The organism is Candidatus Sphingomonas phytovorans, assembly GCA_029202385.1.
GTDB classification, from domain to species: Bacteria; Pseudomonadota; Alphaproteobacteria; order Sphingomonadales; family Sphingomonadaceae; genus Sphingomonas; species Sphingomonas phytovorans.
Genome location: CP119314.1, coordinates 4,378,248 through 4,404,329, shown reverse-complemented (window position 1 = coordinate 4,404,329; position 26,082 = coordinate 4,378,248). Strand labels below are relative to the sequence as shown.

24 protein-coding genes, 1 tRNA gene and 1 pseudogene are annotated in these 26,082 nt (G+C 66.7%); 6 read left to right on the top strand and 20 right to left on the bottom strand.

The window, feature by feature from the left end:
• Nucleotides 1-141 precede the first annotated feature (141 nt).
• Entirely contained in the window at nt 142-3,057 is a 2,916-nt protein-coding gene (locus tag P0Y59_20325; protein ID WEJ99255.1) for a DUF2339 domain-containing protein, read from the top strand.
• On the opposite strand, the gene P0Y59_20320 is transcribed toward P0Y59_20325, so the two are convergent.
• Entirely contained in the window at nt 3,039-4,118 is a 1,080-nt protein-coding gene (locus P0Y59_20320) for a DUF2855 family protein (protein ID WEJ99254.1), read from the bottom strand. The two genes, P0Y59_20325 and P0Y59_20320, sit on opposite strands and share 19 nt — an antisense overlap.
• A 163-nt stretch (nt 4,119-4,281) precedes the next feature.
• Here P0Y59_20320 and P0Y59_20315 point away from each other — a divergent pair, with 163 nt between their 5' ends.
• Nucleotides 4,282-4,845 (top strand): helix-turn-helix transcriptional regulator, encoded by a 564-nt coding sequence (locus P0Y59_20315; protein WEJ99253.1) that lies wholly within the window; start codon nt 4,282-4,284, stop codon nt 4,843-4,845.
• Nucleotides 4,846-4,855: 10 nt separating this feature from the next.
• Here P0Y59_20315 and P0Y59_20310 read toward each other — a convergent pair whose 3' ends face one another.
• The 8 genes from P0Y59_20310 to P0Y59_20275 all read right to left on the bottom strand — a co-directional run bounded on the left by P0Y59_20310 (nt 4,856) and on the right by P0Y59_20275 (nt 9,962).
• Entirely contained in the window at nt 4,856-5,128 is a 273-nt protein-coding gene (locus tag P0Y59_20310) for a hypothetical protein (GenBank protein ID WEJ99252.1), read from the bottom strand.
• Nucleotides 5,129-5,205: 77 nt separating this feature from the next.
• Nucleotides 5,206-5,281 (bottom strand) — tRNA-Val (locus P0Y59_20305).
• Nucleotides 5,282-5,375: 94 nt separating this feature from the next.
• Entirely contained in the window at nt 5,376-6,311 is a 936-nt protein-coding gene (locus tag P0Y59_20300; protein WEJ99251.1) for a hypothetical protein, read from the bottom strand.
• A gap of 196 nt (nt 6,312-6,507) precedes the next feature.
• Nucleotides 6,508-7,920, bottom strand: a complete 1,413-nt coding sequence (locus P0Y59_20295) for an NAD(P)(+) transhydrogenase (Re/Si-specific) subunit beta (protein ID WEJ99250.1) — start codon at nt 7,918-7,920, stop codon at nt 6,508-6,510.
• Between the two features lie 30 nt (nt 7,921-7,950).
• Nucleotides 7,951-8,250, bottom strand: a complete 300-nt coding sequence (locus P0Y59_20290) for an NAD(P) transhydrogenase subunit alpha (GenBank protein WEJ99249.1) — start codon at nt 8,248-8,250, stop codon at nt 7,951-7,953.
• 9 nt (nt 8,251-8,259) lie between these two features.
• Nucleotides 8,260-8,649: an endonuclease domain-containing protein gene (locus P0Y59_20285; GenBank protein WEJ99248.1), complete on the bottom strand. Its 390-nt coding sequence runs from the start codon at nt 8,647-8,649 to the stop codon at nt 8,260-8,262.
• 56 nt (nt 8,650-8,705) lie between these two features.
• Nucleotides 8,706-9,827 carry an NAD(P) transhydrogenase subunit alpha gene (locus P0Y59_20280; GenBank protein ID WEJ99247.1) on the bottom strand — a complete coding sequence of 374 codons (1,122 nt, stop codon included), beginning with the start codon at nt 9,825-9,827 and terminating at the stop codon, nt 8,706-8,708.
• A gap of 6 nt (nt 9,828-9,833) precedes the next feature.
• Nucleotides 9,834-9,962: an aa3-type cytochrome c oxidase subunit IV gene (locus tag P0Y59_20275; GenBank protein ID WEJ99246.1), complete on the bottom strand. Its 129-nt coding sequence runs from the start codon at nt 9,960-9,962 to the stop codon at nt 9,834-9,836.
• A gap of 143 nt (nt 9,963-10,105) precedes the next feature.
• On the opposite strand from P0Y59_20275, the gene P0Y59_20270 reads away from it, so the two are divergent.
• Complete coding sequence (locus tag P0Y59_20270; protein ID WEJ99245.1) at nt 10,106-11,527, top strand: sigma-54 dependent transcriptional regulator; 1,422 nt, start codon at nt 10,106-10,108, stop codon at nt 11,525-11,527.
• Between the two features lie 36 nt (nt 11,528-11,563).
• Here P0Y59_20270 and folP read toward each other — a convergent pair whose 3' ends face one another.
• The 6 genes and pseudogenes from folP to glmM form a co-directional block, all read right to left on the bottom strand.
• On the bottom strand, nt 11,564-12,634 hold the full coding sequence (gene folP / locus P0Y59_20265; protein WEJ99244.1) for a dihydropteroate synthase: 1,071 nt from the start codon (nt 12,632-12,634) through the stop codon (nt 11,564-11,566).
• 114 nt (nt 12,635-12,748) lie between these two features.
• Entirely contained in the window at nt 12,749-13,885 is a 1,137-nt protein-coding gene (locus P0Y59_20260; GenBank protein ID WEJ99243.1) for a site-specific DNA-methyltransferase, read from the bottom strand.
• Nucleotides 13,886-14,086: 201 nt separating this feature from the next.
• On the bottom strand, nt 14,087-14,701 hold the full coding sequence (locus P0Y59_20255; GenBank protein WEJ99242.1) for a ribonuclease HII: 615 nt from the start codon (nt 14,699-14,701) through the stop codon (nt 14,087-14,089).
• On the bottom strand, nt 14,686-15,816 hold the full coding sequence (thiD, locus tag P0Y59_20250) for a bifunctional hydroxymethylpyrimidine kinase/phosphomethylpyrimidine kinase (protein WEJ99241.1): 1,131 nt from the start codon (nt 15,814-15,816) through the stop codon (nt 14,686-14,688). The genes P0Y59_20255 and thiD overlap by 16 nt, the downstream gene beginning before the upstream one ends.
• 163 nt (nt 15,817-15,979) lie before the next feature.
• On the bottom strand, nt 15,980-16,210 hold the full coding sequence (locus P0Y59_20245) for a DUF1272 domain-containing protein (protein WEJ99240.1): 231 nt from the start codon (nt 16,208-16,210) through the stop codon (nt 15,980-15,982).
• 50 nt (nt 16,211-16,260) lie between these two features.
• A pseudogene (gene glmM, locus P0Y59_20240) lies at nt 16,261-17,606 on the bottom strand (phosphoglucosamine mutase).
• A gap of 132 nt (nt 17,607-17,738) precedes the next feature.
• Here glmM and P0Y59_20235 point away from each other — a divergent pair.
• Nucleotides 17,739-19,001 carry a dicarboxylate/amino acid:cation symporter gene (locus tag P0Y59_20235; protein ID WEJ99239.1) on the top strand — a complete coding sequence of 421 codons (1,263 nt, stop codon included), beginning with the start codon at nt 17,739-17,741 and terminating at the stop codon, nt 18,999-19,001.
• A 932-nt stretch (nt 19,002-19,933) separates the two neighbouring features.
• Here P0Y59_20235 and P0Y59_20230 read toward each other — a convergent pair.
• From P0Y59_20230 to P0Y59_20210, 5 genes are all read right to left on the bottom strand, one after another.
• Nucleotides 19,934-20,581 (bottom strand): class I SAM-dependent methyltransferase, encoded by a 648-nt coding sequence (locus tag P0Y59_20230; GenBank protein ID WEJ99238.1) that lies wholly within the window; start codon nt 20,579-20,581, stop codon nt 19,934-19,936.
• A 2-nt stretch (nt 20,582-20,583) separates the two neighbouring features.
• Nucleotides 20,584-21,828, bottom strand: coding sequence for a DUF3419 family protein (locus P0Y59_20225; protein ID WEJ99237.1), 1,245 nt, complete (start codon nt 21,826-21,828; stop codon nt 20,584-20,586).
• A 259-nt stretch (nt 21,829-22,087) separates the two neighbouring features.
• On the bottom strand, nt 22,088-22,642 hold the full coding sequence (locus P0Y59_20220) for a fasciclin domain-containing protein (GenBank protein WEJ99236.1): 555 nt from the start codon (nt 22,640-22,642) through the stop codon (nt 22,088-22,090).
• Between the two features lie 81 nt (nt 22,643-22,723).
• A complete protein-coding gene (locus P0Y59_20215; GenBank protein ID WEJ99235.1) occupies nt 22,724-23,473 on the bottom strand; it encodes an anti-sigma factor in 750 nt (249 codons plus the stop codon).
• Complete coding sequence (locus P0Y59_20210) at nt 23,470-24,054, bottom strand: sigma-70 family RNA polymerase sigma factor (GenBank protein ID WEJ99234.1); 585 nt, start codon at nt 24,052-24,054, stop codon at nt 23,470-23,472. The genes P0Y59_20215 and P0Y59_20210 overlap by 4 nt, the downstream gene beginning before the upstream one ends.
• Nucleotides 24,055-24,235: 181 nt before the next feature.
• Between P0Y59_20210 and rpiB the strand changes: the two genes are divergently transcribed.
• The gene (gene rpiB, locus P0Y59_20205) at nt 24,236-24,688 is read left to right on the top strand and encodes a ribose 5-phosphate isomerase B (GenBank protein ID WEJ99233.1); all 453 of its coding nucleotides are present in this window, start codon (nt 24,236-24,238) and stop codon (nt 24,686-24,688) included.
• Nucleotides 24,685-26,001 (top strand): serine hydroxymethyltransferase, encoded by a 1,317-nt coding sequence (locus P0Y59_20200; protein WEJ99232.1) that lies wholly within the window; start codon nt 24,685-24,687, stop codon nt 25,999-26,001. The genes rpiB and P0Y59_20200 overlap by 4 nt, the downstream gene beginning before the upstream one ends.
• Nucleotides 26,002-26,082 lie beyond the last annotated feature (81 nt).

Genomic DNA, 26,082 nt, shown 5'->3' with positions numbered 1-26,082 from the left:
TCTTCCTTTTCGGCCCCTGTGTCGAACGCTGGTTCCTAGCACATCAGTTGCATATCGCAACCAATTCTCGGGGCGCGTGACGCGAGACAGCGTGGCCACGCTGTGGCAGACTCACGCCGCTGCGGAACCGGGGAGGCGCACGTGACGGGTATCTTGTTCATCGCCGCGGTCGCGCTCGGAATCGCGCTTGAGCGCGTCATCGCCCGCGTCCGGCGGCTCGAACACCGCGTGTCCGACCTGCAGGACCGGTTGATCCGGCTCGATCCCGGCCTGACGACCGATCGCCGGCCGCGCGACGACGAGAACCCGGCACCTCAACGCACCGCGCCTGCGGAGCCATGGCGCCCGGCGGCGATCGTGCTGGCACAGGCCGCCACCGCGCCGCCCACCATCGCCCACCCCTCCGAACTGGAACCCGTGCCAGCCGAGTCAGCGCCTGCCGCGCCGGAACCCGCCGTGCCGGATCCGGTCGAGGAGGTGCCAACCGCCCATGACGACACGATTCCCCGCCGCGAGCCGATCCGCCTCAGCTTCGAGAATATCGTCGGCGGCAAGCTGCCGATCTGGATCGGCGGTGCCGCGCTTGTGCTCTCCGCCTTCTTCCTGGTGCGCTATTCGATCGAGAACGGCCTGCTCGGCCCCGCCGCCCGCACGATCATCGCCGGACTGTTCGGGCTGATCCTGGTCGCCGCGAGCGAAGTTGCACGTCGCCTCCCCGCCACCCGCGACGACGAACGGATCGGGCAGGTGCTGTCGGGGGCGGGAATCGCGAGCCTGTACGGCACCCTCTATATCGCGGCGCAGCTCTATCACCTGCTCGGCGCAGCCCCGACCTTTGCGATCATGGTCGCGGTGACGGCAGCCGGCCTCGGCCTTGCGCTGCGCCATGGCCCGCCCACCGCGATCATGGCGCTGATCGGCGGCTTTGCGGCACCGCTCGTCTCAAGCTTCGATCCCGGCAATGTCGGGCCGCTGCTCATCTATCTCGGGCTGCTCGTCGCGGCACTGTTCGGGCTGGCGATCCGGCGCGGCTGGGCGTGGCTGGCGATCGCCGCATGCGGTGGCGGCTTCGCCTGGGTAAATATCCTGGTTGCCGCGGCTTCCGGACATGCGCTGGCCGGCGTGGGCGGCTTTGTCGTTCTGCTCGCGATCGGGGCAACGCTGGCGCTGCCGCGCACCGGCGCGGCACGCGCCTGGCTTCGTGTGCTGCCGATGGTGGCGGGGCTGGTCCAGCTGCTGATCCTCGCCCCCGCACTCGATTTCGGGCCGCTCGCCTGGGGGCTGTATCTGTTACTGAGCGCAGCCGCCCTGTGGCTCGGATCACGCGATGACGCGCTGGCACCCGGTGGGGCCGCGGCGCTCGTTCTCGTTCTGGTCCTGCTCGGCATCGCGCTCGAGGCCGGCAATCCGACCAGCGCACCGCTGGCGGCCCTGGCCACCGCCTTGCTGTTCGGCATTGCCGGTCATCTTTTCGCGCGGCGAGGCGTGCTGTGGGCCGGGATCGCGCTCGGCGCGACGGGAGGGCCGATCCTGCTGGTGCTGGCCCTGGCGCACGACCTGCTGGCATCGCCGTCCTGGGCAGCCTTGCTGACGCTGACCGCGCTCGCCGCCGCCGCGCTGAGCTGGCGCGCGCGGGACGAGGCTGACGATACGCCACAATGGTCGACCGCGCTCACGGGCGGCGCAGCGCTGGCGGCGCTGTTACTTGGCGTCGCCATGGCCGAACTCATCGCGCCGCCATGGTGCTGGTGCGCCTGGCTCATCATCGCTGTCGCGCTTGCGGCATGGGCGCGGCGTACCCGCGATTCCCTGATCGGCTATCTTGCTTTCGCACCGGTAGCGACGACGATGGCGGCGATGGCCCTTGATACGCGGACCACCGGCTATGCGCGGAGCATCTTCTTTGCCGAACCGGCACCTTCGATCCTCGATCTCGCCGCGATCGGCCTGCTGCCCGCCTGCCTGCTTGCGGCATCTGCCTGGCTGCTGCTGCCCGGAAGGGCACGCACGGCGTTCGGCTGGATCGCGCTCACCTGGTCGCTCGGCTTCGTTCCGGCATTGTTGCCGGCCCCATGGCATACGCCCGGACTCGCAGCGGCGACCGCAGCGCTGATCCTGTGCCGTCCGGCACCACGTCCCTGGCCGATTGCCGCCGGGGCCGTCACTTTTGCCTTCGCCATCCCGCTGCTGGGCAAGCTGCTATGGATGCTCGGACTGTCGCTCTCTGGCGATCAGCTTCCCTATCTCGCCTTGCCGCCGCTGCTAACGGTGGTGCGCGAGCTGACGCTGTCCGGCGCCCTGATCGGCATCGCCTTGTGGCGCGGGCCGGCATTGCCCGAACCATGGCGGATACGCAGCATCGCGGTGCTCGCCGTGATCGGGACCATCACCGTCTACGCGCTGGCCAAGGCGCCGCTGGCCATTGCCGACACGCCGCGTTTCGAAATGCTGGGCATGCTCGAACGCGTCGCCATCACCCAGATCTTCTTTGCCGCCGCGTGGATCGCCGCGCGATACCGGCAGGACATCGCCCGCGCCCTGCTGATCGTCGCGCTGGCCCGGTTCGTCTGGTTCGACCTTGCCATCCTCAACCCCGCATTCGTGCCCCAGGCAGTCGGCACGATCCCGCTGTTGAACCTGGCGACGCTCGACGCCGCATTGGTCGCCGCATGGCTCTGGCCACGGCGCGGCGATCGGTGGTGGCGAGGTGCCATGCTGGCCGCCGTCGCCATGGCAGTCGCGGCGACCGTTCGCCAGGCAACGCATGGCGGCATCCTCACCGGGCCGATCGGCCGGACCGAGAACTGGCTGTACTCCGCCGCCTTTCTCGGGCTCGCGCTGGTCTGGCTGGCCCATGGCATCCGCCGCAACCTCGACGATTTCCGCGTCGTCGGGCTTGGGCTGCTGGTCGCGGTGACGCTCAAGGTGTTTCTGATCGATGCCGCAGTCCTTGAGGGGATATTGCGCATCCTGTCCCTGCTTGGCCTCGGTGTCGCGCTGATCGCGATCGGCTGGGCGTATCGCCGGTTCGTCGGGGTTCAGAGCCTGAGCACATAGCCCTTTTGCGGCGGGGCGCGGCCGGCCACCTGCTCGCGCCACACCCGTTGCAGCGCCTCCGCGCCTGTGCCTTTCTCGACGCTCACCCAGGTTTCCGCCTCGGCGACGAAGCCTGCCCAGCGCTCGGCCAGGGCGGCATTGAACGCCTCCGGGCCGATTTCGCCGATCAGCGCGGTTGCCGCATCGGGCGCGAAGAACCAGACCGGCGCGGGCCCGGGCAGCTCCCCCGTTTCACCCTGTTCGTCATGATGAGTCACCCCGACACGCAGCACATAGGCGAGTTGCCCGGGCAACTGATCATATACGGCGTGAAGCAACGCCGCATTGCCGGCGAAATCGACCAGCACGGCGCTGCCTTCGACCACCAGCCCTTCAAGCGAATCATAGCCGATGACCTCGTCATACAGGCCGGTCGCCTGCACAAAGACGATATTGCCGGGGCTCGTCAGCCCGATCCGCCGCACCGCCGGGCTGTCCGCCCGAGCGACATGCGCCGCAGCCATCGCTGTCTTGCTCGACGCACTGGTGACGATCAGCGTGGTCGCACCATGCCAGCCAGCCCGGCGCAACTGATCGCCGATCAGGAAGCTGGTGGTGAACAGCGGCGCGAACAGCATCCGTGCATCCTCCCGTGCCGGATCATGCGCGGGATCGGCGGCAAGGCGGCGATACTGGTTGTAGATCGGGCTCATCGGCTGGCGATGCGCCGCCATGTCGCGAAACCCGTCCAGCGTGATTTTGCCCGGCTGGACGATCAGGTGAGAGGCCATCGGCAGATAGCCATAGACTCGCTCGCCGACCGCGATCTCGGGGTGCCGTGACGTGACGACCCGCGCATGACCCCACACGGGCACGATTCCCCAGCTCTCTGGTGCGGGGAAGAAATTCCAATAAGCGAGCTGGTCGCCCACCACTGCATAGGTGACGTTGTTGGCGGTCACCGCGAACGCCTCGATCTCGAGCAGGATCTCGCCGTCCCTGGGCTCACTCACCAGCGTCTCGTTGATCGCAGTCTGAGTCAGATCGCCGCGCCGGACCATCATCTCGCGCTTCACGGGCATGCCGGTCTCCCTCGCGCCGCCCCACCGGCGCGGCGCGCATCATGATCGGCGAAGCCGCCGGGCGCCAGCCCCGTTGCAGGTCATTCCGGCTGAAAAAGGACGAGCCTTGTCCCGGTGGCGCGTTTGGGGGATAAACGGAAACCGATCTGGTTAGGAGTCGGCAATGATCACCGCGATCCGCGAAGTCCGCCGCGCCAAGGGAATGACCCTGGACGATGTCGCCCACCGTTGCGTGCCGCCGACCACCGCGCAGACGATCGGCCGGCTGGAAACCGGCACCCGCACCGTTTCGGTCGGCTGGCTCAACCGCATCGCCGATGCCCTTGGCGTCACCGCCGCCGACCTGGTCAAGCTGCCCGAACGCGCCGACATCTCGGTCGCGGCCGTGCTTGACGCCAACGGCGCACACGCGCCGAAACGCCCGGCGACTGTCGTCCCGCCGCTGCCCGCGCCGGGGCTGGTCGCTGTCACCATCACCACCGGGATCGGCGACTATCGCGCCGGCGACGAACTATGGTGCGAGACGCTGGGCCCCGGCGGCTATGCCCAGGCGCTCAACCGCGACGTACTGGTGCCGCGCCCGGCGGGCCGCTTCCTGTTCGGGCGGCTGATCGGGCGGGAGGAAGGCAGGCTGCAGATCCTGCCGCTCGGAGCGGGCGCGCGACAGCAGGTCGTCGCCGACCCGCCCTGGATCGCCCGGGCGGTACGGCTGCTCAGATCACTATGAGCTCAAAAACCTAATCCTCGCCGCGCTGCTCGCGCGTTGCCCTGGCTTCCTCGGCAAGCGCCTCCAGCTCAGTCCGATAAGCGGCGATTCGCCGCATCTCGCCGGGCTCAGCTTCGTTCGCATCGGCGCCGGCAATCAGTTCGTCGACGAAATCGCTGTCCGGAAGCCGGGCAAGAAGTTCGGCGATCACGTGCCGGTGAGCCATGCGGACACCGTCCAGCGAGATGACGTGACCCATGAAATTTTCCAGCAGCTTGTTCAGCCGCTCGTCCGGTGTGGCCATGATCGATTGCCTCCTGTTCATATGCACCGGCCGCGCCGTGCGGGCAGATCGCGCGCCCTCGCGCTCGGGGGAGGGGATGGTGGGCGATGACGGGCTCGAACCGCCGACATTCTCGGTGTAAACGAGACGCTCTACCAACTGAGCTAATCGCCCCTCCCAAAAGGATTTCGCGCCGGGAGAACCGGTGATTCGGAAATCGCGTCCTGGAGCGGTCCCCGTTGCCATCGCCCGCGGCGATGGGCAAGCGTCAAGCGACAGGTCCGCCGCGTTTCACCGCCATGAAATAGTCGCGCATCCCGTCATGCGCCTTGGGCGACAGCGCCATGAAGGCGCGGCGCTTGTCGAAGGGATCGGCGTGGCGGACGAACACCCCGGCCTCGGTCATCTTCGCGATCCAGCGCAGCGCCGTGGTCGGCGCGACCGCGGCGGCGATGCACAGGCTCGATACCGAGACCTGGGTCTGTTCGAGTTCGGCCGCGAACAGATCGAGCAGCATGTCCCAGGCGGGGTCCTCGAATAGCCCGCGCTCGAAGAACTGGTCGCGCAGCCGGCGGGCGCGAATCACTTCGCGCACGTCGCGCGCGATAACCGGCGTCGATTCGCCGTCCGGCACCGCGTCATAATCGCCCGCACGGCCCTTGAGGCCGGGCAGGAGCGGCTCGCCATCTTCTTCGCCACTCAACCGGGCGATGATCTCGGCGATCCGGGCAATCTCCTTCTGCATCCGGCGCAAGCGCGCCGAATCGGAATCGCGCCGCGAATCATGGAGCCGCCCGGTAGGCGGCATCAGCGCGACGGCGAGCGCCGCGACGCGATCGGCGAGCGACGGTGCGCAGAGCAGGTCGACATGGCCGCCGAACAGATACGCCGAGACCAGATCGATCTGGTGCGGAGCCAGCGCGACGACGACACGGGCGTCGATGGCCCGCACCAGGGTCTCGACATGAGGCAGCACGGCAACAAGCGTCTCGTCGGGAATGTCCTCGGCTTCGATCATCACGAGGCCAAGCACGTTCTGCTGGCCGAGATGCTCCGCTGCATCATGCCAGTCGACACGGCCGAGCGCCCGGCCGCCAGCCAGCGCAATCGCCTCGAGCGCGGCCAAAGCCTCTGCGCCCTCGTCGGCGACGATCAGCGCCGGCACGGTCATGGCGTAGGTTGCCTCCTTCGCCGAATGGATCATTGTCCCCACCATCACGCGATCCGGTTGCCCCCTCGGCCCGGAGTTCCGCAAAAATACTCTTTCAGGCGGAATGGGTTAGCCATAGGTACATCCATAATGGATGGGAAAGCGAGAATATCGTCCAGAGACAGGCGCTCACGATGCAAAAATACCAGCCAAAACGGATGCATCATCTGAATGAACCCTCGGTTCCGGATCAATCGAGCGATTTGACGATCTCCTCGACCATCTTCTTCGCGTCAGCCAGCAGCATCATCGTGTTGTCCTGGTAGAATACATCGTTATCGACGCCGGCATAGCCGACACCGCCCATCGAGCGCTTGATAAACAGCACGGTCTTGGCCTTGTTCACGTCGAACACCGGCATGCCGTAGATCGGCGAGGACTTGTCGGTCTTGGCTGCCGGATTGACCACGTCGTTGGCGCCGATGATGAACGCGACGTCGGTCTGGGCGAACTCGCTGTTGATGTCCTCGAGCTCGAACACCTCGTCATAAGGCACGTTGGCCTCAGCGAGCAGCACGTTCATATGCCCCGGCATGCGCCCCGCGACCGGGTGGATCGCATATTTCACCCGAACGCCGTGCTCCTTCAGCTTGTCGGCCATCTCGCGCAGCACATGCTGGGCCTGAGCGACCGCCATGCCGTAGCCCGGCACGATGATGACCTGCTCCGCCTGACTCATCAGGAAGGCGGCATCCTCGGCCGAGCCGCGCTTCCACGGCCGGTCGGTTGCCGCAGCCGCACCGCCGCCGGCGCTGTCGCCGCCAAATCCGCCCGCGATCACGCTGATGAAGCTTCGGTTCATCGCCCGGCACATGATGTAGCTGAGGATCGCACCCGACGATCCGACCAGCGCGCCGGTGATGATCATCGCGGTGTTGTGCAGCGTGAAGCCCATCGCCGCCGCCGCCCAGCCCGAATAGCTGTTGAGCATCGACACCACGACCGGCATGTCAGCGCCGCCGATCGGGATGATCAGCAGGAAACCTATCGCGAAGCTGAGCAGCGTCACGGTCCAGAAGATCCACGGGCTCTGGTCCTGGGTGAACCAGGCGATCAGCCCGAGGATGCCGGCCAGCACGCCGAGATTGATGACATGGCGCCCCGGCAGCATGATCGGCTTGCCGCCCATATTGCCGTTGAGCTTGAGGAAGGCGATGACCGAGCCGGAGAAAGTGATCGCGCCGATCGCGACGCCGAGCCCCATCTCGATCCGGCTGACCGTCAATATCTCGCCGTCGGCGCCGGCAATGCCGAACGCCTCTGGATTGAGGAACGCCGCCACACCGACCAGCACCGCCGCCATGCCGACCAGCGAATGGAAGGCGGCGACAAGCTGCGGCATGTCGGTCATCGCGATCTTGCGCGCGGTGACCACGCCGATCGCGGCACCGATCGCGATCGCGACCAGGATTTCCGGCAGCGAAGCGATCTCATGGGTAAACAGCGTCGTGCCCACGGCGAGCGCCATGCCGATCATGCCATAGCGATTGCCCTGCCGCGAGCTCGCCGGAGACGACAGGCCGCGCAACGCCAGGATGAAGCAGACGCCCGAAATCAGGTACGCCAGCGCTACCCAGGGATTGACCGGTGCTGCTTCATGCATGTGCTAAACCCCCAAAAAACCTCGTGCCACTCACTTCGCGACGGGCTTTTCCTTCTTCTTGTACATGGCGAGCATCCGCTCGGTGACGGCGAACCCGCCGAAGATGTTCACGCTGGCGAAGACCACCGCGAGCAGCCCCAGCCATTTCGACGAGGCCGATCCGCCCGCTGCCGCCGAACTCGCGATCAGTGCGCCGACGATGATGACCGACGAAATCGCATTGGTCACCGCCATCAGCGGCGTGTGCAACGCGGGCGTGACCGACCAGACGACATAATAACCCACGAAACAGGCCATGACGAAGATCGACAGGATTGAGATGAAGTCCATGACTCTTCCTTAATCCTCCCCGGAACGGGGAGGGGGACCATGCGGAGCATGGTGGAGGGGGCGGGCCGCATACGCAACGATCGCTTCGGCAGCCGCATCGGGATCGTAAAGAATCCGAGCAGCGGCGACATGCAAAACGCACAAACCATTATCGCGCAGGAAACGATCGCGCAGTTCATCCCGCACCGCCCGATCACCGCGCGAATGCACTTCGCCATCGATCTCGATGACCAGCGACGCCTCGCGACAGTAGAAGTCGACGATATAGGGGCCAATCGGATGCTGGCGCCGGAACTTGAAGCGGCCGACGCGCCTTCGAAGCCGCTGCCAGAGCTGCACTTCGGGTAGGCTCATCTCACGACGAAGCACCCGAGCGATCGAGACTTCGGGACGCAGCATTTGCGGAAGCCCCCCTCCACCAGCTGCGCTGGTTCCCCTCCCCGTTCCGGGGAGGATCAAGACAGCAGCCTCGCGTTGACGACCTTGCCACCCTGCGTCAGCCGGATCGCGTCGCCGATCTCCGCGTCGAGCACCGGCTTGCCCGTTTCCTTATCCCAGAAGGCGCTGAGGAAGTTGAACAGGTTGCGGGAGAACAGCGCCGAGGCATCGGCCGCCAGCCGGCCCGGTACGTTGCGGTGTCCGACGATCTTCACGCCCGAAACGGTGACGATCTCGCCAGCGACCGCGCCCTCGACATTGCCGCCTTGCTCGACCGCGAGGTCGACGATCACGCTGCCCGGCTTCATCGACGCGACCTGCGCCGCCGAGATCAGCCGGGGCGCCGGGCGACCCGGGATCAACGCCGTGGTGATGACGATGTCCTGCTTGGCGATATGGCCCGAGACCAGCTCAGCCTGCGCTGCCTGATATTCGGGGCTCATCTCGCCGGCATAACCGCCCGATCCCTCGCCCTCGATGCCGGCGACATTCTCGACGAAGATCGGCTTCGCGCCGAGCGACTGGATCTGCTCCTTCGTCGCCGAGCGCACATCGGTCGCCGAAACCTGCGCGCCCAGCCGCCGAGCGGTGGCGATCGCCTGCAGGCCGGCAACGCCGACGCCCATCACGAACACGCGCGCGGCCGACACGGTGCCGGCTGCCGTCATCATCATGGGGAAGACGCGGCCATATTCCGCCGCCGCGTCGAGCACCGCCTTGTACCCGGCAAGGTTCGACTGCGAGGACAGGATATCCATCGACTGGGCGCGCGTGATGCGCGGCATGAATTCCATCGCCAACGCCTCATAGCCGCCTGCCGCATAGGCATCGACCCGCGCACGCTCCCCGAACGGGTTGAGGCTCGCGACGATCCAGGCACCCGGTGCCGCGCCGCCGAGGCTCGCCGGATCGGGACCCTGCACGCCGAACACGATGTCGGCGCCCTTCAGCGTCTCGGCCCGCGTGCCGACCGCCGCGCCAGCCGCAGCATAGTCCGCGTCGGCGCAGGACGCGGACTCGCCCGCCCCCGCCTCGACCGCCATCTCGGCGCCCAGCGCGATGAATTTCTTGACCGTTTCGGGGGTCGCGGCAACGCGGCTTTCCCCAGCGGCCTGCTCCTTGAGGACCGCGATCTTCACCCGGCGCTACTTGCCGGAGATCAGCCAGATCACCAGCGCGGCGATCAGGAAGCAGGCAATGGCGCCCCATTTCAGGAGACCGATCACCTTGTGATACGTCTCTTCGTGAAACTTGATATCGCCGTTTCCGGCCATCGGTCGTCCCCTGCCTGTAACTCTGTGCAGGCTGCTTAGCGGGCAGTGCGCTGTCCCTCAAGTCCCGCCTTGGGGCGTTTAAGGCCGCTTTTACACCTAAGGCCTATGGTTACCGCTTGGACCGGGACGATTGGACAAGCGGAATGACGCGCAACGGACAACGGCTGTTGATGCTGATCGATGACGAACCGGCGCAGCGCCGCCTTGTCGCGGCGCTCGCCGCGCGGCGTGCATGGCGCGCGGTGTTCGCCAATGACGGCGAGATGGCGATCGCCATGCTCGGCACGCAGGACGGCATGCAGCTCGACGCGATCCTGCTCGATCACTGGGCGCCGGACGCGGATGCGACCGCGCTGATCACCGAGATCCGCCAGCGCCGCCCGGCGCTGCCCCTGCTGATGCTGACCGCGAACGGTTCCGTGGCACATGCCGTCGCGGCGATGCGCGCCGGGGCAAGCGACTTCCTGGTCAAGCCGCTCGCGCCGGAACGCCTGCTCTGCGCGCTCGACGCCGCCGTCGCCGGCAAGGCAGCCGGCGAGTTGCGCCCGCTGACCGAGAAGATCCCCGCCCTGCTCGCCTTCGACGAGATCGTCGGCTCGGCCCCCGATTTCCGCGCCGCGCTCGCCATCGCCGCCAAGGCCGCCCGCGCGCGTGTTCCAGTGCTGATCGAGGGAGAAAGCGGCGTCGGCAAGGAGGTCGTGGCCGAAGCGATCCACGCAGCCTCCCCGCGCGGGAAGAAGCCGATGATCGCGGTCAATTGCGGTGCGATCCCCGCCAACCTGGTCGAATCCGAATTGTTCGGTCACGAGAAGGGTGCCTTCACCGGCGCATTCGAGCGCAAGATCGGCCGTTTCCAGGAGGCCGATGGTGGCACCCTGTTCCTCGACGAGATCGGCGAGATGCCGCTGGAGGCACAGGTCAAGCTGCTCCGTGTGCTTCAATCGGGCGAGATCCAGCCGATCGGGGCGCGCCACACCCGCGAGGTCGATGTGCGGGTCATCGCCGCGACCAACAAGCGCCTGATCGAGGAGGTCGAGGCCGACCGCTTCCGCGAGGATCTCTATTACCGCCTCAACGTCGTCCAGGTAACGATCCCCCCCTTGCGCGAACGCACCGGCGACATCCCGGCGCTCGCGCGCCATCTGCTCGCGCGAATCGCGGAGCAGCCGGGGTTGCGGGAACTGGGCATCACCGACGACGCACTGGCGCTGCTGGGCAAATATGACTGGCCGGGCAATGTCCGCCAGCTCCAGAACGCACTGTTCCGCGCCGCCGTTCTCTGCGACGGCGACGCGCTGACCAGGCTCGATTTCCCGCAGATCGCGGCGCTCGGCTCACAGCGCCACACCACGCCCGGTCCGTCGCCGATGGCGACCAGCGGCGGCGTCACCCTGTTCCACGCCGACGGCAATCTGCGCGCGCTCGAAGAGATCGAGGCAGACGTGATCCGCCTCGCCATCGGCCATTATCGCGGCCGCATGACCGAAGTGGCGCGGCGGCTGGGGATCGGCAGGTCGACGCTGTACCGCAAGCTCGGCGAGTTGGGGATCGACAACGCGGCCTGAGCAGCCGCGCCTCCTCCAGCCCGCTATCCGGTCGTGTCAGCGTTGCGCCACCAGCGCCGCATCCTTCAGCCCGCGCCACACCCGTAGCGCCTGCACCGTTTCCGCAACGTCATGGACGCGGAGCAACTGGATGCCTGCCTCGACTCCCCTGAGCGCCAGCGCGATCGACCCGCCGAGCCGCTGGTCGGCCGGGGCCTCGTTCGACAGCGCCCCGATCATCCGCTTGCGGCTCGCGCCGAGCATGATCGGGCAACCCAGGCCGTGGAACAGCGCCAGTCCGTTGAGCAGCGCCAGATTGTCCTGCAGCGACTTGCCGAAGCCGATGCCGGGATCGACGATGATCCTCGCCCGATCGACGCCGGCCGCGGCCACTACCGCAACGCGTGCCTCCAGCCAGTCGAACACCTCGGTCAGCACGTCGCTATAACCGTCGCCGCCATGTGGCCCCTTTTTCGGGTCGGGCGAGTGCATCAGGATCACGGGGCACCCGGCGCGGACGACGACATCGAGCGCACGGTCGTCCCACAGCAAGGCCGCCACATCGTTGACGATCGCGGCATCGGCGGCAAGCGCCGCCTCCATCACCGCCGCCTTGCGGGTATCGACCGAGATCAGCGTGCCGCTCTTCGCCAGCCGCTCGATCACGGGAACCACGCGCTTCACCTCGTCGCCTTCCCAGACCAGCGGCGCGCCCGGCCGGGTCGATTCGCCCCCGACATCGATCAGCGCGGCGCCTTTGACCGCGAGATCGAACCCGGCTTCGGCAGCGGCTGCCTCATCGACATTCCTGCCGCCGTCCGAGAAACTGTCCGGCGTCACATTCAGGATGCCAGCGACCGAAGGCTGGTCGAAGCGGAGGACACGCTCGCCCAGTGTCAGCGCGGGACGCGGCACGGTGATGCGCGCATGGAGTTGCGCGGCGCGTTCACTCTGCCCGGCGAGCGTTGCCTCGAACGCGGCGATCGGCACCGTGCGGCGCTTGCCGCCCTCGATCACCTCATAGGCCGAGAACCACGTCATCCCGCCCGCCAGCCGCGCCACCTCTCCGTCGCGGCCGACCGGCGTATCGACGAACTGGACCGGGCGAAGGTGGAGCGCGTTGGTCATGTCTCTTCCTTCGTCATGCCGGACCTGTTCCGGCATCCACCGTTCCGCAAGTAGTGCGCGATCGATTCTTGCGGCACGGTGGCCCCCGGAACAAGTCCGGGGTGACGGAGAGGATCAGGGCTGGGTCGCCAGCAGATATTCCTGCCGCAACGCGTCGATCGGTTTCAGCCCATTAGGCGTCTCGTAGTGCCAGAAGGTCCAGCCATTGCAGGCAGGTGCGTTCTGCAACGTCGCGCCAAGCTTGTGAATCGATCCCGTCACGTCGCCGCTCATGACGGAGCCGTCGGCGCGCACCGTCACACGGTAGCGGCGCTTGGCATCGGTCAGCACCGCGCCGGCGGTGAGCATGCCGTTCTCGACGATCGTCCCGAACGCGACACGCGGCGCTGCCTTGGGCGACTGCATCGTCACCAGCGCCGATTCGTCCAGCGGCAGCGCCGCCTCGATCCGCTCGATCGCGGCAGCGCAATAGCCGGCCTCGCGCTCGATGCCGATCCAACGCCGGCCGAGCCGCTTCGCCACCGCGCCCGTCGTGCCGGTGCCGAAGAACGGGTCGAGCACCACGTCGCCCGGCTTGGTGCAGGCGAGCAGGATCCGGTAGATCAGCGCCTCGGGCTTCTGTGTCGGGTGGACCTTCACGCCGTCGCGCTTGAGCCGCTCCTGCCCGCCGCAGATCGGGAATTCCCAGTCGCTCCGCATCTGCAGCTCGTCGTTCAGCGTCTTCATGCTGCGATAGTTGAAGGTGTAGCGCGCCTTCTCGCCCATCGACGCCCAGATCAGCGTCTCGTGCGCATTGGTGAAGCGCGTGCCCTTGAAGTTCGGCATCGGGTTGGCCTTGCGCCACACGATGTCGTTGAGGATCCAGTAGCCGAGATCCTGGATCGCGCTGCCGACCTTGAAGATGTTGTGATAGCTGCCGATCACCCAGATCGCGCCATTGTCCTTCAGGATGCGCTTCGCCTCGGCCAGCCATGCGCGGGTGAATACGTCATAGGCATTCAGCGAATCGAACTTGTCCCAGTCGTCGGTGACGGCATCGACATGGCTGCCGTCCGGCCGGCTGAGATCGCCGCCGAGCTGGAGGTTGTAGGGCGGGTCGGCGAAGATCAGGTCGACCGACTTCGCGGGCAGCGCGCGCATCGCGGAGATGCAATCCTGCATGATGATGCTGTCGAGCGGCAGCCCGGCATGCGCCCGCTGTTCCGTCGCCGGCTCAACCGCACGCGCCTTAACCTTCTCGATCACACCCATCACTAGCTACCCCCGTTGAAGAGCGGCGCATCCCTGCGGATGTACGGACTCGGGTCAAGCAGAGTTTAGTTAACGAGAATGCCTGCCAAATCGTTAACAAACCGGAACATTTTAGGAAGCTGCCCAGATATTGAGTCGAGTTATCCACAGGGGCTCAATCCATGGTGTGTGGCCGAAAAGACTCACAAATCCAGATATGGGCTAAAAATCGAGCCAGGCCTGCGCGACCGGAGCGAAGCTGCGCCGGTGAAACGGTGTAGGGCCATGAGCACGCAGCGCATCGAGGTGCGCGCGGCAGCCATAGCCCTTGTTCGAGTGCCATCCGTACTGCGGATGCGATTCGGCATGAGCGATCATGATGGTGTCGCGGGTGTGCTTGGCGATGATCGACGCGGCCGCGATCGACAGCGAGATCGCGTCGCCCGACACGATTGCCGTCGCCTGGTGGGACCAGCGCGGCAGGCGGTTGCCGTCCACCAGCACATGCGCCGGTGCTTGGCCGAGCGCCTCGACCGCCAGCGTCATCGCCTTCATCGTTGCCCAGTAGATGTTGAGCCGATCGATCTCGTCAGCCTCGACGATTCCGACCCCGACCATGGCACAGGCGCGCAGCCGGTCATGCAGCCGGCCGCGCTCGGTGGCGCTGAGCTTCTTCGAATCATCGATCCCGCGCGGAATGCCCTTGGCAGGCAGGATCACCGCCGCCGCCACGACCGGCCCGGCCAGCGGCCCGCGCCCGGCCTCGTCAACGCCGGCAACCGGTGCGAGGCAGAGCTTTTCATGCTTGAGGGAGGGCCGAGTCACGGCAACCGCCATGCCGGAAAGCGGCGATTCTCGCCAGCCTGGTAGAGGCAGAGCGCATTGCCGGCGGGGTCGGCGAGCCGTGCCTCGCGCCAGCCCCAGCTTTCCGCCACGGGATCGGAAATGGCGATACCGGCTTCGCGCACCCGCACGACCATCGCATCCAGATTTCCGCATTCGAGGAAGATCACCGGCCTGCCCGCGATCTCGTCAGCCATCTCGATCGACAGGGTGCCACCGCCAGCACTTTCGAACCGGGCGTAGCGTGGCGCCGACTCAACGATCTGGCGCAGGCCGAGCAGGCGATAAAAGGCAGCGCTCGCCTCGTAATCGGCAAGCGGCACGGTGATCTGGTTGAGCATCGCCCCGCCGAGGTCACCGTCGAGCCGCACAGCCTGATGCCCCATCGGACCATGGCCGCCGCCGAAGCCGGGCGCCTCGCGCAAGGCAAGCCTGACGAACATCCGCGCCCGCGCGACAGAATCCGCCAGCGTCATGCCTCGCCCCAGGCCGGTCGCGATGGCGCTCGCCAGGGTGCAACCGGTGCCATGGCTATGACGCGTCTCGATGCGTGGATCGGCCCAGCGGATTTCGCCGCCATCGGCGAGCAGCAGGCGGTCGACCACTTCGTCGCCATCGCCATGCCCCCCTTTCACCAGCAGCGCGCCCGTGGTCCGGCGAACCGCGGCCTCCCCGCCCAGCACCTCGAGCTCGGGCAGGTTCGGCGTCGTCACGGTGGCGATCCGCATCAGCCGCGCGAACGCGGCGATCGTCGCCACGTCGGAGAGGATGGCACCGCTGGTCGCCACCATCACCGGATCGAAGACGATCGGCACGCCCCGCATCGCCTCCAATCGGTCAGCCACCGCGTTCGCCGTCTCAGCCGATCCGATCATCCCGATCTTCACCGCGTCCACGCCGATATCGGAGACGACCGCATCCATCTGCGCCAACACCATGTCGGTCGGGACCGGGTGAACGCCCTGCACGCCAAGCGTGTTCTGCGCCGTGATCGCCGTGATCGCGGTCATCGCATGGCCACCGAGCATGGTGACGGTCTTGATGTCAGCCTGGATGCCGGCACCGCCGCCCGAATCGGAGCCCGCGATGATGAGGATGCGGGGAGTCACGCCCAGCCTTCTCTTCCTCCCCTCTCCCAGCGGGAGAGGGGCAAGCTGCGTAGCAGCGCGGGGTGAGGGTGAGCAGGGCGCGGGTCAATCGCCCTCACCCTTCCGCCGCTACGCGGCTCCCTCCCTCTCCCACCGGGAGAGGGAAATAGTGCCCGCGCAGTCTTCACGCCCGCCCCTTGAACTTCCGCTCGGTCGACGCCGGATAGCGCTCCAGCGCTTCGTCCACCCGTGCCGGCCGGTCCATCAGTTCGCCGCCGCAATTGGGGCAGCGATCGTCCATCGCCTCGGCGCACGGCGCGCAGAAGGTGCATTCGAACGAGCAGATGAACGCGCCCGCCTCGTCGGCGGGCAGCTCGGCGCCGCAGCGTTCGCAATCGGGGCGCATCTCAAGCATCGGAACTCCTCTCTCCGTTCGTTTCGAACGAAGGGTTGGTACGATTCACCTTACGCAGCCGCCACGCGCACCGCGTCGCAGATCCGGTCAACCACGCGCTCGACCTGCGCCGGATCGTCGCCCTCGGCCATCACCCGGATCACCGGCTCAGTGCCCGGAGGGCCGGATCACCAGCCGGCCCTTGCCCTCAGAGCTCGGCCTCGGCATCGGCGATCACTGCCTTCACGGCCTCGGCTTCGAGCGGCTTCCCGCCCTTGAAGCGGACATTCTTCAACAGCTGCGGCAAAGGTTCGAACCGGTGCAGCAGCTCGCTCGCCGGGATGCCGCTCTCGACCAGCTCGGCCAGGATCTGCAGCGCCGCGACCAGCCCGTCGCCGGTCGTCGCATAATCCGACAGGATGATGTGGCCCGATTGCTCGCCGCCGACATTGTACCCCTGCGCCCGCATCGCGCTCGAGCACGTAGCGGTCGCCGACCTGGGTGCGGATCAGCTTGATTCCCTGAGTCGCGAGATGCCGCTCGAGCCCGAGATTCGACATCACCGTCGCGACCAGCCCGGCGCATTGGCCAGCCGGCCCCGCCGGGCCCAGCCGCTCGCGATCGTCGCCATCAGCTGGTCGCCGTCGACGACACGGCCCTGCTCGTCGACCACGATCAGCCGGTCCGCGTCGCCGTCCAGCGCGATGCCGATCGCCGCGCCCGAGGCCACCACCGTCTCGCACAGGACGTGCGGCGCGGTCGAGCCGACGCCGTCGTTGATGTTCTTGCCGTTGGGCGTGGTGCCGATCGCGATCACCTCGGCGCCGAGCTCCCACAGCGCGGAGGGCGCGACCTGGTACGCGGCGCCATTGGCGCAATCGACCACGATCTTGAGCCCGTCGAGCCGCAGATGTTCAGGAAAGGTCGACTTGGCGAAGTGGATGTAGCGCCCGCGCGCATCCTCGACGCGGCGGGCCCGGCCGATATCGGGCGACGGCGCCAGCGGGACCTCTCCGTCGATCAGCGCCTCGATCGCCAGTTCGTCGGCATCGGACAGCTTGTAGCCGTCGGGCCCGAACAGCTTGATGCCGTTATCGGCATAGGGATTGTGGCTGGCCGAGATCATCACGCCCAGATCGGCGCGCATCGACTGAGTCAGCATCGCGACCGCCGGCGTCGGCATCGGGCCGACCAGCACCACGTCCATGCCAACGCTGGTGAAGCCGGCGACCATCGCATTCTCGATCATGTAACCCGAGAGGCGCGTGTCCTTGCCGATCACTACGCGGTGCTTGTGGTCGCCGCGCACGAAATGCGCGCCGGCCGCCATGCCGACCTTCATCGCCATCGCCGCCGTCATCGGGGAGACATTGGTCGCCCCGCGAATACCGTCGGTGCCGAAATATTTTCTTGCCATGCCCGCGTGTCCGATCCGCCTGTGTGCCCCGCGCCTCCCGGTTTCGAAAACCGGTTCCCACTTCTCCGGGAAGCGCTATGCCGTCTGTTTGTCGTAGCGGCGTGATAGCGCCGGATAGATCGAAGGGCGAGCATGTCGCAAGCAACCCGCATTCTCCTTGCCCTTGTCCTGGGTCTCGCCATCGGCATCGGTCTCGCCACCTCGTCGCCGACCACGGCCGAAGACGGGCTTGTCGTGGCGCAGCCGATCGGCACCGCCTGGCTCAACGCGCTTCAGATGACGATCGTCCCGCTGGTCGTATCGCTGCTCATCACCGGTGTCGCCGCGACCGCCGAAGCGGCCCGCGCCGGACGGGTCGCCGGCCGCGCGCTTGGCCTGTTCATCGGCCTGTTGTGGTTCTTCTCCGCCTTTGCCGCGATCCTCACGCCCTTGCTGCTTGGCTGGTTCCCGCTTCCGACCGATGCCGCGACCGCGTTGCGGGCCGCGCTCGGCGCGACGGCGCCGGTCGGCCCGGTGCCGCCCTTCGCCGATTTCATCGTCTCGATCGTGCCGACCAATCCCGTCACCGCCGCGGCCACCAACGCCTTCCTTCCACTGATCGTCTTCACCATGGTGTTCGCCTTCGCGCTCACCCGCCTGCCCGCCGAGCCGCGCGAATTGCTGACGAAATTCTTCCAGGCGGTCGCCGATGTCATGCTGATCATCATCGGCTGGATATTGTGGCTTGCTCCGATCGGCGTGCTGGCGCTGGCCTATGTCGTCGGCGCGAAAGCCGGCACCGCCGCGTTCGGCGCGCTGCTTCACTATGTCGTCATCATCTCGTCGATCGGCATCCTGGTGTGGATCGCGGCCTACCCGATCGGCGCGATCGGCGGGCGGATCGGCCTCGCCCGCTTCGCCCGCGCGACCGGCCCGGCCCAGGCAGTGGCGATCAGCACGCAATCCTCGCTTGCCTCGCTGCCCGCGATGCTACGCGGCGCCGAAGGACTTGGCGTGCCGGTCGCCACCTCGGGCGTCGTCCTGCCGCTCGCTGTCGCGATCTTCCGGGTCACCGGGCCGCCGATGAACCTCGCAGTCGCCATTTATGTGGCTTACTGGTTCGGCGTACCGCTCGGCCCGGCGCAGCTTGCCGCCGGTGTGGCGGTCGCAGCGATCACCACCATGGGCGCGGTCAGCCTGCCGGGTCAGATCAGCTTCGTCACCTCGATCGCGCCGATCTGCATCGCGATGGGCGTGCCGGTCGCCCCGCTCGGCCTGCTGGTGGCGGTCGAGACGATCCCCGACATCTTCCGCACGCTGGGGAATGTGACGATGGACCTGGCGACGACGGTGACGGTATCGGCGCGCAGCGGCAAAGTCCCCGAGACGGAAGGGGATGCGTTGCTTCGGGCATAGACGGAACCGATCCTCCACAAGGGCTGTTTCATGCCCGATACGAAAATGCCCGATACGAAAATGGAGGTCATGACGTGGGAAAAGGCTGTCTGCTCTGGGCCATCGGCGTGCCGATCCCCGTCATCATCATCCTGTACCTGCTGTTCGGCCACTAAGGCGGATCGACATCCAGAACCGACCGGTCGGCCGCCCAAAGATGATGGTTCGCGCAGAGGCGCGGAGGACGCTGAGAAGCTGCAGCCAGCAGTTCGGGCGGTTTGCAATGACAAGCAGGTTCACAAACAGACAGCTTACGAGCGCCCGATGATCGAGGTCATATCAGCTCAGCGTCCTCCGCACCTCTGCGCGACCCTTCTCCGCGCCAACGGGAATATCGACCCGACGTAGAACACAGGCGCCGGGGTCGAAGATCGACGCACCGAAACCGACAAGTCGCGCCGTTTTTCCCCATCGTTGCGCCAGAAATTTTTTTACCGCTGTTATGTTGGATTTCGATTCAGAATTTCTGATTGTTTTTCAATATCTTGCTGGCAACTTTCCCTGTTATCGAATAATGGGGTGGAACAGGGGTAAATCGGGACGACAACAGCGGACTATTCCGCTGTTATCGCCGGAAACGGAGACGCGAATTCCCCTGCGATCTTCAAGCTGAGAAAGAGCGAGACAGTGCCGGAACTGCGCGCCGTCCGATGCTACGCTGGCATGGTCCGACGCGTCATTGAATCGAACGCCCCAGCATCGATCCGGCGCTGGACCACCCTGCCTAAGCTCGTTCCGTTCTTGCCAAGCAGCCACCAAGCTTGTCGAGAGGCGTATCGAGGGACAAGCGTCATGCGCTCAACCGTATCTCGATACGAGCTCTCGATACGCCTTCGGCTACTCGGTCTCTACTTGGCACGAACGGGCAGGGTGGGTCCGATGTGCTCGGCGGGCTAAGCCCGGCTCAGCGCCGCCGACCAGGCATAGCCGCGATACAGCGGCTGGAACGTCCAGCTCAGCCCGTGCGCGGCAGCGACGGTCTGGACCGCCGACCGCAACTCAGCGCGCGGCGACACGTCGAATTTCGCCAGCCAGGCGAGCAGCAATTTGCGGAACGCGCGCGGCAGCCCTTCCTGCTGGCCGAAATCCACGATGCCGAGCCGACCGCCCGGCGCGAGCTTGCCCGCACCCTCGCGCAGCGCGCCCTGCCAGTCGGGAATCATCGACAGCGTATAGCTCTGAAATACCCGGTCGAACTGCGCGACGCCGAACAGCGTCTGCGCGTCGAACGCCGTCGCATCGCCCTGCGCGAAGACGATCCTGTCGGCCAATCCGGCCTTCGCAACGTTCTTGCGGGCGGTCTCAAGCATCGCTTCGGAGATATCGATCCCGTAGAAGCGCGCATCCGGCCAGGCACGGGCCGCGACGATCAGGTTGCGCCCGGTGCCGCAGCCGATCTCGATCACGCTGCCACCCGGCGGGGGCGCCAGCTCGCGGATCAGCCGGTCGCGGCCGAGCAGATAATATTTGCGGGTCAGGTCGTAGAAATGGCGCTGCGTCCGGTAGATCGCATCCATATGCCCCGCATGGCCGCCGTCCATGCTCAGGCTGCGTCGCCCAGCACGTAGAGATGCACGCCGCCATAGATCGAGGAACGATCGCGCCGGGTGTAATCCAGCGAATCCTCGGCGCGGTAGTCCCAGCGGCCCAGCACCGCGTCCGGCACCCGGCCGGGCAGGATCGTCGCGGTGCCCGCCGTGCGGAACAGCACGCGCGCGCCGGGCTTCGCCGTCCGCGTGATCTCGGTCCAAAGGTCGGTCAGCTGCTCGTCGGTCATCCAGTCCTGCGCGTCGAGCAGGATATAGCGGTCGAGCGAGGCGTTCTCCCGGCTGCGCAGATAATCGGTGAAGTTGATGTGGCGCACCTCGATCCGGTCGACGCGCTCGACGATCTCTTCGTAATGCTCGCGCTGGAGATAGGGCGGCAGCGGCGCCGAAGGGCCATCGCCATAACCGCGGTTGAACGCCTGCCAGGCGAAATAATTGTCCTTCAGGTCGAAATCGCAGGCGAGCTTCTCAAGTCGCTCGCGCAGCACCGTCGCCATCTTCTCGTCGCCGGCCAGCGCCTCATACTGTGCCGGCGGGATGCCAAGGCCGAACAGCGACGCCGGCTGGTCGGTGAGCCAGCGGATGAAGCCCTTGTCGAACATCGGCGCAAAGTGGCGATCGAAGATCTCGCGCTGTTCCTCGATCGAATTGGCCTTGAGCAGCACCTTGGGGTTCAATCCGTTCAGCCGCGCCAGGATATGGGCGACGCTGATGAAATTGCCGAGCAGCCCGCGCTTGTACACGCCGTGCGCGAAGCCGCCGATGCGGCGGCGCCCGATCATGTCGCGGCCTTCCCAATAGCGCCGCGTCGTCTCGTCGAGATGCGGTCGCACATGGGTGCGATAGGCGAGGATGTTGGCGCGGCTGTTGGCGTTGCCGAAGAAGCGGTGGAAGGCGTCATATCCGGGCAGGCGCCGCGCCGCGACCAGCTTGAGCTTGTTGAGCGCGATATGCGCCGTGTTCAGATCGACCGCGGTGATCGCGCGCGGATTGGCCGTCAGATACGACAGGACGTTGCAGCCGCCCGAGGCGATGGTGACGACATGGCTGTCGGGCGTGATCGCCAGCGCTTCCATGTCGACCGCCGGGTCCTCCCAGATCTGCGCGTAGACGAGGCCGCGGAACGCGAAGGTGAAGGCGCGTTCGAGCAGGCCCTGCTTCGACAGGTGATCGTGCCGGTGCACGGCGGCGCGCACCGCATTGTTCTTGGACGCATTGGGCGATCGATCGGCGATGGCCATGGGAATACTCTCCTGCGGACCTGAAACAGGCGGGGCCCACGCCCCGCTAGGACAATCCGATGACGCTTCCATGACGAGCTTGCGTCGAAATGAAAAGGACCTGCCGGCGAAGGGGGCCGGCAGGTCCGGTACGCACGGCACCGCATAGGAGGGGGAATGGCGGTACCTGGTTACTCGCCTTTCGCTTGGGAAGGAAAGACAAAGGCTAATACGCGCGTGGAGTCCGCTCGGATGCATACCCGCGCATATTTTTTTCTGATCAGGGCATCATCACCGTGTCGATGACATGGATCACGCCGTTCGACTGGATCACGTTCGCGATGGTGATCCTGCCCTTATGGCCCTTGGCATCCTCGATCGCCCAGCCCGTGCCGCTCTTCATGAAGGTCAGCGTGCCGCCCTGGACGGTGGCATAGGTCGCCTTGCCCATATGCGCCCTCGCCTTGGCCGCGATATCGGCCGCGGTGATGCGGCCGGGCACCACATGATAGGTAAGCACGCTGGTCAGCGTGCCCTTGTTCTCGGGCTTGAGCAGCGTCTCGACGGTACCCTTCGGCAGTTTGGCGAAGGCAGCGTTGGTCGGCGCGAAGACGGTAAAGGGGCCGGGGCCCGACAAGGTATCGACCAGCCCGGCCGCTTTCACCGCGGCGACCAGCGTCGTGTGATCCTTCGAATTGACCGCATTCTCGACGATGTTCCTGGTTGGATACATCGCCGCCCCGCCAACCATCGGATTGGTCTGGGCATTGCTCATTGACGCGCCGCTCACCGCGACGGCGGCGGCGACGATGGCGATTCGGACGGATCGGTGCATGGATGCTCTCCTGTACGGGCGCCCGGCTGGGGCACGGTACAGATACGGCCGGAATCGGATAAGGACGCAGGCGCGCCGGTATCAAACTTGCGAGAGGGCGCCCGTGGCGACGACCGGACCGGTCGGCAGGCCGGTCGGCGAGCCGCCGATCGGCTCAAGCGACACCGCCAGCGTGGCCCCTGCGGCAAGGCGCGCGCGATTGGCGGTATTGACCGCGAAGGAGGACCCGCCCGAACTGCGCAGCAGGCCGAGCGAATGCGGCACGCCGTCGCCGCCGATCACCCACAGCTCAGCGCTGCGATTGGCATCGGCGAGCGCTGCCGCGGTAAGGCGCAATGCCCCCGAGCCCGGATCATAGACCGCGGTCACCGGCGTTCCCTTCTCGACCGGATCGATCGAGGCGACGAGCATCTTCGCCGGCACCGGGGCGACCGGCGCGGTCGGCGTCGCAGCGGGCCGGACCGGGTGCGGCACATAGCTGATCGGACGCAGCACCACGAAGAGCAGCAGCGCCGCGGCCGCGACGCTTGAGACGCCCGCTATCGCCGGCCAGAAGAAGTGGCGCCGCGGCGGCGTCGGGACGGCCATGGCGGCCGGCCCGTCGATCGACCATTCGACCCGCTCAAGCAGGCCAGCGGGCGCGGGGATCGCCGGCCAGAGATCGAACAGCTGTGCCAGATGGCCGCGCCACCGCTCGACATCCTGCGCGAAGCCAGTCTCGGCGAGCACGCGGCGCAGCGCGCGCGAACGCTCCTCGCCCTCGAGCAGTCCCAAAGCGAGCTCGGCCGCGGCCATGTCGGGCGTGTCGTCCAGGGTGCGATCGTCGCTCACCGGTCGAGACACTCCCTGAGCTTGGCAAGACCGCGCCTGACCCAGCTCTTCATCGTGCCGAGCGGCACGGATTCACGTTCGGCGAGTTCGGCATAGGTCACGCCGTCGAAAAAGGCGGTACGGATCGCGCCGCGCTGGCGCTCCTCAAGCCCTTCGAGGCATCCGTGGAGCCGGTGCGCCTCCTCGTCCGCCGCCAGCGTCTCGCTGACCAGCGGGGCTTCGTCCGCAATCGGCGGCGCGTCCTCGATCGGCGTCGACCGGCGGATGCCCTGCGCGCGTCGCCAGTCGATCGCACGGTTGCGCGCGATCGTGGCAAGCCACGTGATCGGGCTCGCGCGGTGCGGCTCATAGGCGCCCGCCCGTTTCCAAATCGTCAGATACACGTCGTGCAACACATCTTCAGCCGCCTGCCTTTCGCCGCAGATACGGTAGCAGATGCCGAAAAGCTTCGCGGAGGTGAGCGAATAAAGATCGCGAAAGGCGCCGCGGTCCTCATGCCCGGTGCGGACCAGCGCCTCGACCAGCCGCAGGCGGGCATCGCCTGCGGACTGTAGCTGGGCTGCTTGGGGCACATCCGTCACACCCCGAGGCTAGCCCGCGCGGGAGGGCGCGGCAATCCCACGCTCTCCCAATCGGTTATTTCTCGGCTGGCGCTGATAGCTCAGCTTTGCGCCGCAACCGACTCTAGCCTGTAGCGTTCGCCGCGCGCTTTGCGTAAAGGCCCCCGCATCCGCTTTCGCTGAGTAAAGGAGCGCGTCGTTCATGCGCATCGCCATAGCATCCGATCATGCCGCCTTCGCGCTGAAGGAGATGCTGGTCGCGTGGCTGGGCGAACAGGGGCATGAGGTCGCCGATCTCGGCCCGCATTCGGACGCGCGGGTGGATTATCCCGATTATGGCTATGCGCTTGCCGGGCATGTCGCGGCCGGCAAGGCCGATCGCGGCATCGCGCTGTGCGGTTCGGGCATCGGCATCTCGATCGCGGTCAATCGTCATCCCGCCGCGCGCTGCGCGCTGGTCGGCGAGCCGCTGTCGGCGGCGCTCTGCCGCGAGCACAACGACGCCAACATCCTTGCCATGGGGGCCCGCCTCACCGGCGAGGACATGGCAAAGGCCTGCGTCACCGCTTTCCTGACCACCGAATTCGCCGGTGGCCGCCACACCCCGCGCGTCGAGATGCTCGGCGCGCCCAGCTTCGCGAAGGAACCCGCATGAGCACGAACCCCCGCAGCCTCAACGACGTCCAGCCCGACGGTTTCTTCACCCGCGGCCTCGCCGAGGCCGACCCGGCCGTGTTCGGCGGCGTCGCCCATGAACTGCGGCGCGAGCAGACCCAGATCGAGCTGATCGCGTCCGAGAACATCGTCTCCAAGGCGGTGCTTCAGGCCCAGGGCTCGGTCTTCACCAACAAATATGCCGAAGGCTATCCCGGCAAGCGCTACTACCAGGGCTGCGAACCGTCGGACGAAGTCGAGAGCCTCGCGATCGAGCGCGCGAAGAAGCTGTTCAACTGCAACTTCGCCAACGTCCAGCCGCATTCGGGCGCCCAGGCAAACGGCGCGGTGATGCTCGCCCTGGTCAAGCCGGGCGAGACGATCATGGGCCTCAGCCTCGATGCCGGCGGCCATCTGACTCACGGCGCCAAGGCGGCGATGTCGGGCAAATGGTTCAACGCGGTGGCTTATGGCGTCGATCCGGTCACCCACCTGATCGATTTCGACCAGGTCGCCGCCCTTGCGCGCGAGCACAAGCCGAAGCTGATCATCGCCGGCGGCTCGGCCTATCCCCGCCAGATCGATTTCGCCAAGTTCCGCGCCATCGCTGACGAGGTCGGCGCGATCTTCATGGTCGACATGGCGCATTTCGCCGGCATCGTCGCGGGCGGCCTGCACCCCTCGCCGATCGAGCACGCCCATGTCGTGACCACCACCACGCACAAGACGCTGCGCGGGCCACGCGGCGGCATGGTGCTGACCAATGACGAGGCGATCGCCAAGAAGATCAATTCGGCGGTGTTCCCGGGTCTCCAGGGCGGCCCGCTGATGCACGTCATCGCCGCCAAGGCGGTCGCGTTCGGCGAGGCGCTCCAGCCCGAGTATAAGAGCTACATCGCCGCAGTGGTGGAGAACGCCAAGGTGCTGGCCGCGACGCTCAAGGAGCGCGGCGCCGAAGTCGTGTCGGGCGGCACCGACACGCATCTCGCGCTGATCGACCTGACCCCGCTCGGCGTGACCGGCAAGGACGCCGACGAGGCGCTGGAGCGTGCCGGCATCACCTGCAACAAGAACGGCATCCCCAACGATCCACTGCCGCCGACCAAGACGAGCGGCATCCGCGTCGGGTCGCCGGCCGGCACGACGCGCGGCTTCGGCCCCGCTGAGTTCCGCGAGATCGGCAACATGGTCGCCGACGTGCTCGATGGCCTGCGCAAGAATGGCGAGGCGGGCGACGGACAGGTCGAGGCGGCCGTGCGCGAGCGGGTGCTGGCGCTGTGCGCACGCTTCCCGATCTACCCGGAAGGCATCTAGCAACTTCCGTTCGCGCGGGGTAGCGAACGAGCGACGTCGAGCGCGGGTATCGAGGGCATGTCCCTCGATACGACGCCTCGA

Coding starts and splice junctions, on each gene's coding strand:
- P0Y59_20320 (WEJ99254.1), bottom strand. CDS start 4,118: ATGCCCGTGAAGCGCGAGATGATGGTCCGGCGCGGCGATCTGACTCAG.
- P0Y59_20315 (WEJ99253.1), top strand. CDS start 4,282: ATGATCACCGCGATCCGCGAAGTCCGCCGCGCCAAGGGAATGACCCTG.
- P0Y59_20310 (WEJ99252.1), bottom strand. CDS start 5,128: ATGGCCACACCGGACGAGCGGCTGAACAAGCTGCTGGAAAATTTCATG.
- P0Y59_20300 (WEJ99251.1), bottom strand. CDS start 6,311: ATGATCCATTCGGCGAAGGAGGCAACCTACGCCATGACCGTGCCGGCG.
- P0Y59_20295 (WEJ99250.1), bottom strand. CDS start 7,920: ATGCATGAAGCAGCACCGGTCAATCCCTGGGTAGCGCTGGCGTACCTG.
- P0Y59_20290 (WEJ99249.1), bottom strand. CDS start 8,250: ATGGACTTCATCTCAATCCTGTCGATCTTCGTCATGGCCTGTTTCGTG.
- P0Y59_20285 (WEJ99248.1), bottom strand. CDS start 8,649: ATGCTGCGTCCCGAAGTCTCGATCGCTCGGGTGCTTCGTCGTGAGATG.
- P0Y59_20275 (WEJ99246.1), bottom strand. CDS start 9,962: ATGGCCGGAAACGGCGATATCAAGTTTCACGAAGAGACGTATCACAAG.
- P0Y59_20270 (WEJ99245.1), top strand. CDS start 10,106: ATGACGCGCAACGGACAACGGCTGTTGATGCTGATCGATGACGAACCG.
- folP (WEJ99244.1), bottom strand. CDS start 12,634: ATGACCAACGCGCTCCACCTTCGCCCGGTCCAGTTCGTCGATACGCCG.
- P0Y59_20260 (WEJ99243.1), bottom strand. CDS start 13,885: ATGGGTGTGATCGAGAAGGTTAAGGCGCGTGCGGTTGAGCCGGCGACG.
- P0Y59_20255 (WEJ99242.1), bottom strand. CDS start 14,701: ATGGCGGTTGCCGTGACTCGGCCCTCCCTCAAGCATGAAAAGCTCTGC.
- P0Y59_20245 (WEJ99240.1), bottom strand. CDS start 16,210: ATGCTTGAGATGCGCCCCGATTGCGAACGCTGCGGCGCCGAGCTGCCC.
- P0Y59_20235 (WEJ99239.1), top strand. CDS start 17,739: ATGTCGCAAGCAACCCGCATTCTCCTTGCCCTTGTCCTGGGTCTCGCC.
- P0Y59_20230 (WEJ99238.1), bottom strand. CDS start 20,581: ATGGACGGCGGCCATGCGGGGCATATGGATGCGATCTACCGGACGCAG.
- P0Y59_20225 (WEJ99237.1), bottom strand. CDS start 21,828: ATGGCCATCGCCGATCGATCGCCCAATGCGTCCAAGAACAATGCGGTG.
- P0Y59_20220 (WEJ99236.1), bottom strand. CDS start 22,642: ATGCACCGATCCGTCCGAATCGCCATCGTCGCCGCCGCCGTCGCGGTG.
- rpiB (WEJ99233.1), top strand. CDS start 24,236: ATGCGCATCGCCATAGCATCCGATCATGCCGCCTTCGCGCTGAAGGAG.
- P0Y59_20200 (WEJ99232.1), top strand. CDS start 24,685: ATGAGCACGAACCCCCGCAGCCTCAACGACGTCCAGCCCGACGGTTTC.